The following is a 9,982-nucleotide window of genomic DNA, read 5'->3' as shown; positions in this document are numbered from 1 at the left end:
CCATGAATGTTCTACAACATTCTTTCTTCCATTCATTCCGAGGGATCTGCGCTTATCAGCATTCATCATTAATAGGAGCTTTTCTTTAATTTCCTGCGCAGAGGTCGGATCGCTCAAGAGTAGAGCGTCAAACCCGTCTTTTACAAGTTCCGCTATTCCACTTTCCTCTGCGATAATTACAGGAAGTTCACACGCCATTGCTTCGAGAACGGCAAGACTTGATGGCTCGTTTTTTGATGGAAGGACAAAAACATCACCCGCTGCAAAATACTTCTCAACCTCAGAAGACAGTCCAACAAAGGTAACCACATCGGAAATTCCTAAGGCCATAGCGTGCGCCTGGTACTCAGCTGAAGGTCCCCCTCCAACCACCAAGCATCTCAGTTCTTTCTCACCTTTTATCTCGTGAATCAATCGCGCTACACCCTCGATCAAAAAACGGAGCCCTTTTCTCTTAAACTCGGATCCAACAAACAGAATGACAACAACATCGTCTCCGATTCCATAAGCATCACGCACTTCCTTTCGGTAAGAATCACGAAGACCTGGTTGGAAAGTCTTAGATTCCACGCCCGGATATACGACCTCAATCTCTCTCGGTATCAGACGATAATTGGCAATAATGTCTTCCTTAATTAACTTCGATGTCGCGACAATCCTTTTATTGCATATTCCTTTTCGAAATTGTAGCGATTCCAAAATCAGGTAGCTCATATGCCTCGGATCAACAGCCACTTTCATATAATTGATGATCTTTTTCGTTCGAGACTGTCCTCTCCATATCCAGTTTCGATAGCAGATACAGGTCACATAGAAAACATCACACCTCAAAACCCGTTCAAAACTTTGGACAACATCATACTGCTCTCTTTTCAGGAGCCTTGCTGTTTGTATAGCAAAGTCCCAGGAGTTGAGATGGATAGGCTTCCTTATGCGATGTTTTATAGGATGGATAACTATACCCTTACAGGCATCCTCATCGAATTCTTGAGAGTAGACATGAACCTGATGTCCCTTCTTTAATAAGGATCGTGAAAGCTCTACAGCAATCCTTTCTGCACCACCGGTTTGAATGAAGCGTTTAATGAGAATCGCAATCTTCATGTTACCCTTCAACTCCAGGGTCTCCGAATCCGCGTGGGTGGCTACCCAGCTCCGCCGGGCGCAGTTGCACCCCGCCCTGGGTCAGCTCTTTGTCGGCAATGTGACGGAAAAGTAACATGGCCCCTCTCCTCACGCAAGCCTTCTTCCGACTTGACCGTGCGGGCCTTTGCCGTCTATTGCCAATGCTAAAATTGATCCCTTCCGACCTCCGTTCCTGTCAGCAGCACTGCCGGCCGGGCCCGTTCCCCTTTCACCTGGCCTTCCTGGCAAGGATGAGGTAGCTGATCTGCTCCCCCGGATACAGGTCTACCCCGGCCCCGCCAAGCGCTTTGGGAGCGATGGGCGCATTGGCCCTCGGTTGAGCTTTTCTCTTGACCAGCCAGACTCCTAGATGCTTCAATATCGACTCGTGGATAACGAGATCAAAGACCAAATTCCGTCCCCACCACCCTTAGTCGGCAATCACAGCAAAGTGATCCGGCACCAGGGTAACCTCACCTGGCAGGATATTCCACTCGAGCCATACAAAGAGACGACAGAGACCTGGAAGGGCGTCACGCGCCGCGAGCTATCAGGTAAACGCGGGGAATCTCAGCGGTTTCACGTGCGGTATTTCGAGATCGCCCCCGGCGGGTACAGTACGCTGGAGAAGCATGAACACGAGCACGTCGTCGTTCCGTTGCGGGGGCAAGGTGAGGTTCAATTCGGCTGCTATATCTACAAGGTGGGGATTGGAGATGTGGTGTACGTTGCTCCAAACGACCCTCATCAATTTCGGAACCCCGAGGATGCAAAAGAAGCCTTCGGCTTTCTCTGTATTGTCAACGCCGAACGCGATATCCCGATGACAGTGGATGGACTCGGTTTCTGTTATATTTGTGAGTAAACGTGGGGCCAATGGGGGGCACTGATCGGGTTATCGAACAGCTTTTAAAATCTCGTCAGTTGGATGCAATTTGTTGAGGCAATAGAAATGAATTCCCGGAGCGCCGCCGTCCAAGAGTTCTTTGCATTGGCGGATGGCAAACTCAACACCAGCTCTTACCATAGTCTCTTTATCATCTTGGATGGGTTCAAAGATTTTTTTCACTTCATCGGTTACGGTTGCACCGCATAACGAACAGAATCGCTGCAAAGCCCCATAATCTGTAATAGGCAGAATTCCCGGAATCACCCGCACGTCAACACCAATTCTGCGCAGCCTATCGATGTATTCAAAATAATCTTTGTTATCAAAAAATAACTGCGTAATGACAAAATCAGCTCCCGCTTCAATTTTCAATTTGAGAAATTCTGCATCTCTTTCTCTGTCCGGACACAAAATATGTCCTTCGGGAAATCCAGCCACCGCAATTCCGAAATAATCACCGAAATTAGCACGTATAAACGCAGCGAGCTCACTACTGTATTTGTAATTGTCATCCGTGGGTTGCCAGTCAGGTTGATCCTGGGGTGGATCACCGCGAAGGGCCAAAATATTTCTTATTCCCCGAGATTTAATGTCTTCCACGATAGTCTTGATATCATCTTTGGTATTTAAAACACAGGTGAGATGCGCCATGCCAATAACGTGATGTTGTTCTTCGATGTGTTGGACGACATCAAAGGTTTTTTCCCGATTCCCTCCACCGGCACCATACGTGCAAGAGATGTAATCAGGGCTCAGTTCACAGAGCTGTGCGATAGTCTTCAGTAAATTCTCATACCCTTTGTCAGTTTTCGGCGGAAAGAGTTCGAACGAATACGTTTTCTCTTGATGGTCAAATACATCTTTAATCCTTTTCATAGGTAAACACCCTTATGTGCTGGTCTCTTCCGGTGAGGACCTCTTTGGCCAGGATCCTGACTCGATCCTCAGCAGCAGCATACTGAAGTGGGGCGAAGGGATCAAGAGGGACTGAGGCAGGACTGGATGGGGGTGGCCCATCCCCTATATACTGTCCCCGGAAACATCCGCGGCGGCCGGGTTGAGCATCTGGCGGTAGTTATGCAGCCGCCGCTCGACGAGCCGCTCCCAGGAGTAGCATTGTGCCTTCTCGAGGGCCGCTTGGCGCAGGTCCCGGGCGGCGCCCGCCTCCAGAGTGAGCAACTCGAGTAAAGCGGCGGCCAGTTCTTCCACGCTTCCGACCGGCACGGTAGCTCCAACCACGAACATCTCCGGACCTCCGCAGCGTGTTGACACCACCGGGGTCGCGCAGCCCATCGCCTCCAGCGCGGCGAGGCCAAAACCTTCCTCGCGCGAAGGGATCACGCTCACCGTGGCCAGATTGTGGAGCTGGGCCACCACCGACTGCGGCTGATGGCCCACGAACCACACATTTTCCAGGTGGAAGTCGCCCCGCTCCTCGGCGCTGAACTCTCTCTCCAGCTGGCCGGTGCCGGCAATCACCAGCAGGGCCTTCTGGCCCCGTTGCACGAGCCGGTTTGCCCGCAGTAGGATGTCCACCCCTTTGGTGTGCGAGATCTTCCCGGAAAAGGTGATGATGGGTAGCCTGGGAATGTCCCCGATGCCGAGTGCCCGCAACGTGTGGGCCCGGCTGACACGCCGGCGGCGGAAAATGCGCTGGTTGTAGCCGTTTTCAAGTACCACGACCTTCTCGGGCTGGATGCCCGGGTAGAGGTCCAGCACCTCGCGCTGGGAAAATTCTGAGACGGCAAAAATCCAACGGGCTCCTGCGGCTGCCCGGTTGGCGTAGGCTTGCATTCGCCGGTCGTACCGGTAGCCCATCTGGTCACTGTGGTGGGCGGTTACCACGTAGGGCAGCCCGAGTTCGCTGATCAGGTAGGGGATCGTCCAGATGTGCTGGCACTCGACGACATCCGGACGGAACCCGTCGATCACTTCCTGGAGTTCCCGCCGCGCCTCCTGGAAGTAGAACTCCAACAGTTCGTCCGAGAGGTCACGGAAGGTCCACGCCTCCGGCCCGCTTCGCGGGTTCGGGTCGGGGATCATCAATGGAAAGGTAGGCAGGACACGTCCTTCGCGCTCGACCGGAAAACGCCAGATGCGGTAGAGGTCCGGTTGGGAGTAGTAATGGTGCTTTTCCGGGGTGTCGATCTGCGCATCGGGGAAGAACAGGATCGCCTGGTGGCCCCTTTGCCGGAGTGCCTCGAGCACACCTTCGGCCACCATTCCGCTACCGGTCCCCCACGGGCCGGTGTTGGTGAGTAGAACTCTCACGGTTTTATCCAGACCGCTTATGTTTCGCTAAGTATAGTTAGTCAAAAAAAAGGTTCCTGACACCTTTTTCCCCAAAGAAAGAATTCCAACCAGACGAAATGCATGAGCAACCCCAGCACGAGAGCCGCTCCATAAATGAGTGAAGGCAGCGCGATTACGCTACTGTATCAGGCGCACCCTCTTGCATAGCCGTTGAAAGCTGCGGCCTGCCGCAGTCTATTTCGCCGTCCGCGGTTCGAGACCTTTCTCACGGGCTTGCCAGAGCCAGAGGTACTCTTTGCGGAGAAGCGAAATGTAATTACGATCGCGAGTGAGTACATATGCTGCAGTTAAGCTCTGCACGTCCTCTATCCATACCTGGATATTTGGCTGGTCGGATGCAGCTGCGAGAAGTTTCTTGAAGCTATCTCCGCCAGACGATATGATCGCGGCCTGCTGCTCCGCCCTGTACCACTGAAAGACCGTGAAGCCTGCCCGAGTAAATACAGCCGGAATATCGATCTCGAAACCTTGATCCTTCAGATTGACAGACAATCCGGCGAGGCATGCAGCCATGAAACACGCGGCACGCGATGCTGTCTCGGTGGTGGCACCGGTTGGGTGAGGCTTATGTTCTCTTCCCGCGCCCTCAAGAGTGGCTGATAGGATCTGGCTCAGCACCATAATTGCTGCATCAGTGAGGTCGTTGGACGGATCAAGGTTCGAACCCTCCCGGATTTCGTTAGCAGCAGCGATCAATGCCTGGTCGAATGGCTCGTCGGGGACCGGCACCTTGAGCTTATCAGTATTCATGTCAGACATTGTGGACGCCTCTTCAGAAACCCTAAACGCAGCGGCTTTCCCGTGCCCAAACGGAACGGCTAGGCCTTCTCGAGCCAGGACCTGAGGCGCTCGGGTGGATAGCCGACCGGGGTGAGCAGGGTTTCGGCGGCCCGGAGGAGCAATTCTACATACCTTTCTTTATCATAGCTCTCCTCCCCTGTCAGCAGCAGTGCCGACCGGGCGCGATCCCCTTTCACCTTGGCCTTCTGATCGAGGATGATGTAGCCCACCTGCTCCCCCGGGTGCAGTTTCACGCCGGCCCGAACCAACTCTTTGGCGGCGATGGCACCGGCGTCCTCACGGACATATTGCATTGGGTTTTTCGACAGCGTCCGGGTGATAACGAGCTCCTCGAACGGGACTCGCCCCTCACGAATCTCGTCCACATGACGCTGGAGTATTTCGATGGCCCCGGGAACCCGCACTAATACCTCGGCGGCATTATTTGCCTGGGCCAGGCAGTCGAGCATCTCTTGCTGGGCTCTCGCAATCTTCGGCGCGGTGTCGTGACGGCGAAGCTCCAGGCCACGGACCTTTTGCTCGCCATTCTGAAAGACACCGTAGAAGCGGTTCGGCACCGTGATCTCTGGAGCCTCTCGGGACGGGCAAAAGACGATCCACTTATAGATCCCCTCAACCGCAATGGGAATCTTTGTCGCGTCCATGATCTCCTGACACAGATCCTTAAGCTCTTGCTCCGCGAGCCCCGGCTTTTGCAGGTAGATCGAGTCCACGATGGCGTGGATCACCTGAAAGTCAGAGGCCTCCGCAATGGTCCGCGCGCGGAGCAACATTTCTCGCCCGAGGCTCGTCACCGCTTCGTGGGCCATGATCTGGCCCCAGCGGGCATTCCGGTACCCCAGGTAGCCAAAGCTCACCAGCAGACACCAGCGCAGAGCAGACTGCAAAAGGTCGTAGCGCCGCCGCGCCGCACCCTGGCTCGCCTTTTTAAGGTTTTTGTACCGAAGCCGCTTCTCGAGCAGGGGACGGAGGACCCGGGGGACGAGGCCTTCTCGGCGCTGGCAGAGACTATACCCCGCTTCCGGCACCGCCCCCTTCGGACAGCATTCGCAGTTCACCGTTTCTGGAGAGATGTTGTAGGCCACCATGAGGGAGGGATACATGCTGGCAAAGTCGATCTCTGCCACGTTTTCGTGTAGTCCCATCGGAGGCAGATACACCATCCCTCCCTTGTCCACCGTAATGAGCTCTGCCAACGTCTTGGCCTCTTCCACCTCTGCCTTCTTCCAGGGGATCAGCGCCCCCATCCGGGTGGCCTCATCCATCTGCATCGAGGTGATGGCGACACCGGTCGAGAGACGGGCCTGCCGCTGCACGGGAACCTTGGCGACCCGACAGACCTCGAGCAGCCCGGGGAGTTCCGCCTCATTGTAAATAAAGGAGTTGTGCAGATCGATGTGCCAGCGACCGTAGAGGGGAAAAGGCGGAGTCATATAGATGACACGACCATAACTGAAAAAGCTGCGCCCCTCTCGCGGCGGTCTGCGGGTCACCGGCTCGCGATCGAAAGGAAGGTCCACCCTGTGTCTCTTCGCCAGTTTCAGCAGGAGGGGCAAGAGAAAAGCATCCCCCTCCTCGGTGTAAATGAGGTCGGGATCGTAGCGCTCCAGCAGGTCCTTGAACGCCGTGAGCAGCTCGGTCTCTTCTCCCTGGCAAAGATCGTACGTTTCTCCCTCGACCGTGACCTGAAGCGCGGTGAGGCGCCTCGAGAAACGGCCAACGGGCCCCACGCCCCGCATCTCCATGACCCGAAGAGGGGGAAGAGCGTACTCTAACGCCCAGGGATCATCCCGACATTCGATCCCTCTGAGGACACCCTCTTCGTGCTCGATGACACAGAAGGCCAACGGAAAGATCTGCCGCTCGTAACAATAGAGTTGGGCTAGGTGAATCCCACAGTTCCAGAAGAAGACTCGCGGATGCTCCAGGAAGAGGCGATCGGGGAGCGAGGGATACTGATTCGGATCCGCCAGGGCGATCTTCAGGACCTCGACCTTCTCCTCGCTGACAAGATCCCACCGCTTGACAAACTGAAGCCCCGCGATGGAGGGTTTTCCCTCGAGCTCCGTGATGAGCGGTTGCAGGTCCCGCATCTTTCCCTCGGCGTAAAAGGCCGGGGTAAAGGGGTCCTCCAGGCGTAACCGCTCCCCCGCCTCGGTGATCCACCACAGCACCATCCCGTGCTTGGCAGGGTACAGGTCAAAAAGCCAACCCTGAGTCTGCATCCCGTTCTCGGCCGACGGCCGCCTCGAGTCGCTCTAAACGCTTTCGAATCTCTTGCAGGGCTTTCTCCTGTTCCAACAAGACGGCCATTACCACCGCCTCAAAGGGGGTGGGCCGGGCCACATACGACGCCTCAGCGGCATGCTGCCTCGCATGCTGGAAAAGGCGGTCAAAGGCCTCGCGGTCACTCCGCCCAAGTGCCCTGCGGAACTTTCCCCAGGACTCCCGCTCTTGATGGAAGGCCTGGACGATACTCGTGACGGTTCGACCCATAGTTCACCTCCTAGGCTCACCGCAGGCGGTTCGACCCATAACTTACCTCCTAGGCTCACCGCTGGCGGTTCGACCCATGACTTACCTCCTGGGGGTTCGACAGGCTCACCCTAAAGCTCACCGCTGGGGATTCGACTGAGCTCACCCTACACGGTTCGACCCATGGCTCACCTCAGGAAGGGAAGGAGTAGGTCAGCTGGTAGGGTCTCGATCCGGGGTTCGACTAGGCTCACCCCAGGACGAGAGAACGGTTTCTCACGCCGAAAGATGAAGCCCTGCTCGCTGCGATCGACCCGCATGCTTCGTGACGCCACGTCTAGCCAAGGCACGTGAAGGTTCCTTCGCCCGGATTCGACGGGCGCATCCGCCGCGGTCACCAGGACCTTGCATCCCTGCTCGGCCTGCCGTTTTATCTCTGCTGCGATCTTGCGAAGCAACAAGTTTGCCTCCTTGAGAAGGACATTGGCATCGGCAAAGAGCGAGGTCGCCCCCGAGAGGATCACCAGGCCCGGGGTGCGTTTTTGGATAAAAGGCTCCAGACGGCGGAAGGCCAGGGCAGCCAGCTGGTGGACGGTAAAGGTGCGGATGATGTGGATCCGGGACAGGACCGGCTGGGGATCGCGTCTTGCGGCCAGGGCCAGACGAGAGACGATGTAGGGGTCGGTGCTGTTGCCCGCGTCCACCAGGAGGACTCTCTGCCCCTTGAGGGCGTAGAGCCCCGCGGCAAAGGTCGCCAGCGAGAGGACTATATTGGACCCTCGAAGCAGTGCGACAATCCCCGCTGGCGGGGACTGGACCAGGGCCTGAATGAGTGCCGGCAACCGCTGATCCTGGGAATCCGCACTGGCCACTCCATCGTCAGGGACACCTGTGGCGAGCGAAGCAAGAGTGCGCATGATAGAGACTCCTGCCGGGAAGGACTTCCTGAAGGCCTGTTCAGGAGCTCAGACCCGGTGAAATTGCTCTTTCGATGCAGTTGAACTGTTGAATCGGCGGAGCAAGCCCACCACCTTGCCGAGAATCCGGATGCCCTGGCCCTGAGGTTCTCGAAGGGCCTGTGGAAACCGCAGCGGAGTGTAGGCAGGGTTATCCGAAGCGAGAAGGACCGTATCGACCCGCCGCTTGAAGCGCTTCAGAACTGCCTCTTCCTCGATCAGGGCCACCACGATATCCCCGGGCACGGCAGTCTGCTGCTGACGCACGATGGCGATATCGCCGGGAGCCACGGTGGGGGCCATACTGTCGGTGAGGACCCTGACGGCAAAGCCATCGCCGCCGCCCAGCCAGAAGGCCGGCACCGGGATATAATCCACTACCTCGTCCCGGGCGAGCACGGGCGACCCGGCGGTCACTCGATCGTATACGGGGAGGTATCCGACCTGCTCTTCAGGGGGGAGCGGGTTGCCTGCCGGGTCCTTCAGGACCTGAATGCCGCGGGGACCAGAAAGGCGGCGGATATAGCCTTTTTGCTCGAGCGCCCGGACGTGCCGAAAGGCACCGAACCGGCTCTTGACCCCGATCGCCTCGGCGATCTCTTCTAATATAGGAGGCATCCCCCGCTGCCGGAGCGAGCGGAGAATCTCTTCGAGCACCTGCCGCTGCTTTGGACTGAGCCCTTTCATGAGGCCACCTCCTAGTGGGACCCTATGGATAACCTCTGTTATCTATCCCTTGTCAAGTGGAAAATTCAGGTGGGTCGAATTGGGTTCGAAAAGGAAGGAAGAGCCGTCAGATTATGTGCGCCAAAAACTCTAATTCTTTTTCGAGGAAATATACAATAACTAGCTGATATAAAAATGCTTTAATCCTAGAATGGCCACATGTCCAGACTGGAGCATGACCTACCAGAAAATTCCAGTCCGACCCCAATTCCATTTCCCTTCTTTGCTAGACCGCGCCCTATCCCTGTGCCAAAAATTGGAGGAGTGCGGGCACGATCTCCTCGTGCGCGTCCTCTTGCAGATAGTGGCCCGCATCAGGGAGCCGAAGCACCTGGGCATTTGGGAAGTCGGGGATCCATAGCTCTTCGAGATAGGTGGGCAAGAAGGCGATGTCCTTCATCGCCCACACGATGAAAGTGGGCTTTGAACGGAGTTGCATGAGTCCCTCGTGGATTGTGTCGAGGAACTCGCTGACATTGCCCTCGGGTCCCGCCGGGATTTCTCGGGGAAAGACCAAGATCCCGGTACGCGAGGACCACGTGGGATGGGGGGCGAGGTAGGCCGCCCGTTCGTTCGGACCGAGGCGCTCGGGGTGGCGCAGGCCCGCCCGGAACAAGAACCCCCGAACGAAGGCGTGGGCTCCCTTGACAAGGATCTCGCCCACACCGGGAGTACGGAATAGGCGGAGTGGGAGGGG

The 9,982-nt window shown here is 56.5% G+C and carries 11 protein-coding genes; 1 reads left to right on the top strand and 10 read right to left on the bottom strand.

The features are described 5' to 3' along the window. Both O6929_08550 and O6929_08545 read right to left on the bottom strand, forming a co-directional pair. A partial coding sequence (locus O6929_08550; protein MCZ6480436.1) for a glycosyltransferase family 4 protein occupies positions 1-1,104 on the bottom strand: 1,104 nt, incomplete at its 3' end. A gap of 250 nt (positions 1,105-1,354) precedes the next feature. After that, positions 1,355-1,504 carry a hypothetical protein gene (locus tag O6929_08545; GenBank protein ID MCZ6480435.1) on the bottom strand — a complete coding sequence of 50 codons (150 nt, stop codon included), beginning with the start codon at positions 1,502-1,504 and terminating at the stop codon, positions 1,355-1,357. Here O6929_08545 and O6929_08540 point away from each other — a divergent pair. Continuing rightward, a complete protein-coding gene (locus tag O6929_08540) occupies positions 1,496-1,990 on the top strand; it encodes a cupin domain-containing protein (GenBank protein MCZ6480434.1) in 495 nt (164 codons plus the stop codon). The genes O6929_08545 and O6929_08540 overlap by 9 nt on opposite strands. A gap of 30 nt (positions 1,991-2,020) precedes the next feature. On the opposite strand, the gene metF is transcribed toward O6929_08540, so the two are convergent. The 8 genes from metF to O6929_08500 form a co-directional block, all read right to left on the bottom strand. Next, on the bottom strand, positions 2,021-2,890 hold the full coding sequence (metF, locus tag O6929_08535; protein MCZ6480433.1) for a methylenetetrahydrofolate reductase [NAD(P)H]: 870 nt from the start codon (positions 2,888-2,890) through the stop codon (positions 2,021-2,023). 144 nt (positions 2,891-3,034) lie between these two features. Beyond that, complete coding sequence (locus O6929_08530; protein MCZ6480432.1) at positions 3,035-4,285, bottom strand: glycosyltransferase family 4 protein; 1,251 nt, start codon at positions 4,283-4,285, stop codon at positions 3,035-3,037. Positions 4,286-4,501: 216 nt separating this feature from the next. Then, complete coding sequence (locus tag O6929_08525) at positions 4,502-5,086, bottom strand: hypothetical protein (GenBank protein ID MCZ6480431.1); 585 nt, start codon at positions 5,084-5,086, stop codon at positions 4,502-4,504. Between the two features lie 59 nt (positions 5,087-5,145). Next, positions 5,146-7,353, bottom strand: coding sequence for a hypothetical protein (locus tag O6929_08520; protein ID MCZ6480430.1), 2,208 nt, complete (start codon positions 7,351-7,353; stop codon positions 5,146-5,148). Continuing rightward, positions 7,328-7,624 carry a hypothetical protein gene (locus O6929_08515; GenBank protein ID MCZ6480429.1) on the bottom strand — a complete coding sequence of 99 codons (297 nt, stop codon included), beginning with the start codon at positions 7,622-7,624 and terminating at the stop codon, positions 7,328-7,330. The genes O6929_08520 and O6929_08515 overlap by 26 nt, the downstream gene beginning before the upstream one ends. Positions 7,625-7,791: 167 nt before the next feature. Next, positions 7,792-8,520, bottom strand: coding sequence for a hypothetical protein (locus tag O6929_08510; protein ID MCZ6480428.1), 729 nt, complete (start codon positions 8,518-8,520; stop codon positions 7,792-7,794). Positions 8,521-8,568: 48 nt separating this feature from the next. Next, on the bottom strand, positions 8,569-9,246 hold the full coding sequence (gene lexA / locus O6929_08505) for a transcriptional repressor LexA (GenBank protein ID MCZ6480427.1): 678 nt from the start codon (positions 9,244-9,246) through the stop codon (positions 8,569-8,571). Positions 9,247-9,523: 277 nt separating this feature from the next. Next, positions 9,524-9,982: hypothetical protein (locus O6929_08500; protein ID MCZ6480426.1), on the bottom strand; the 459-nt coding region annotated here is incomplete at its 5' end.

It is taken from the genome of Candidatus Methylomirabilota bacterium (assembly GCA_027293415.1).
Lineage (GTDB): Bacteria > Methylomirabilota > Methylomirabilia > Methylomirabilales > CSP1-5 > CSP1-5.
The sequence above is the reverse complement of the archived record's forward strand: the minus strand, read 5'-3'. Positions and strand labels throughout refer to the sequence as shown.

Excerpts from the sequence above, each read along its gene's own strand:
- O6929_08540 (MCZ6480434.1), top strand. The coding sequence starts at position 1,496 with ATGCTTCAATATCGACTCGTGGATAACGAGATCAAAGACCAAATTCCG.
- metF (MCZ6480433.1), bottom strand. The coding sequence starts at position 2,890 with ATGAAAAGGATTAAAGATGTATTTGACCATCAAGAGAAAACGTATTCG.
- O6929_08525 (MCZ6480431.1), bottom strand. The coding sequence starts at position 5,086 with ATGTCTGACATGAATACTGATAAGCTCAAGGTGCCGGTCCCCGACGAG.
- O6929_08520 (MCZ6480430.1), bottom strand. The coding sequence starts at position 7,353 with ATGCAGACTCAGGGTTGGCTTTTTGACCTGTACCCTGCCAAGCACGGG.
- O6929_08515 (MCZ6480429.1), bottom strand. The coding sequence starts at position 7,624 with ATGGGTCGAACCGTCACGAGTATCGTCCAGGCCTTCCATCAAGAGCGG.
- O6929_08510 (MCZ6480428.1), bottom strand. The coding sequence starts at position 8,520 with ATGCGCACTCTTGCTTCGCTCGCCACAGGTGTCCCTGACGATGGAGTG.
- lexA (MCZ6480427.1), bottom strand. The coding sequence starts at position 9,246 with ATGAAAGGGCTCAGTCCAAAGCAGCGGCAGGTGCTCGAAGAGATTCTC.